The 291-nt window shown below is 65.6% G+C and carries 1 protein-coding gene; it reads left to right on the top strand.

Going from position 1 to position 291, the window contains the following annotated elements:
• The coding region (locus AC07W4_RS04295; protein ID WP_495031621.1) for a VCBS domain-containing protein at window positions 1-291 on the top strand (291 nt) is incomplete at both ends.

The raw sequence follows: 291 nt of genomic DNA, 5'->3' as shown, positions 1-291 counted from the left end.
AGCGCGGTGCAGTCGCTGAAGGCGGGCGAAAGTCACAACGACGTGTTTACGGTGCAGGTCAGCGACGGCCTGGGCGGCGTCGACACCCAGCTGGTGACCATCACCGTCACCGGCAGCAACGACGCCGCCGTGCTGTCTTCGGCCAGCGTTACGCTGAGCGAAACCAATGCTCCGCTGACCACCGGCGGCAGCTTGACCGTTAACGATATCGACAGCCCGGAAAGCTTCCAGGCGCAGTCCAACACCGCCGGCAGCTACGGCCAGTTCTCCATCGGCACCGGCGGTGCCTGG

The sequence above is a fragment of the Pseudomonas sp. GW821-FHT02A08 genome (genome assembly GCF_059422045.1).
This window is presented reverse-complemented; position numbering and strand designations above follow the sequence as displayed.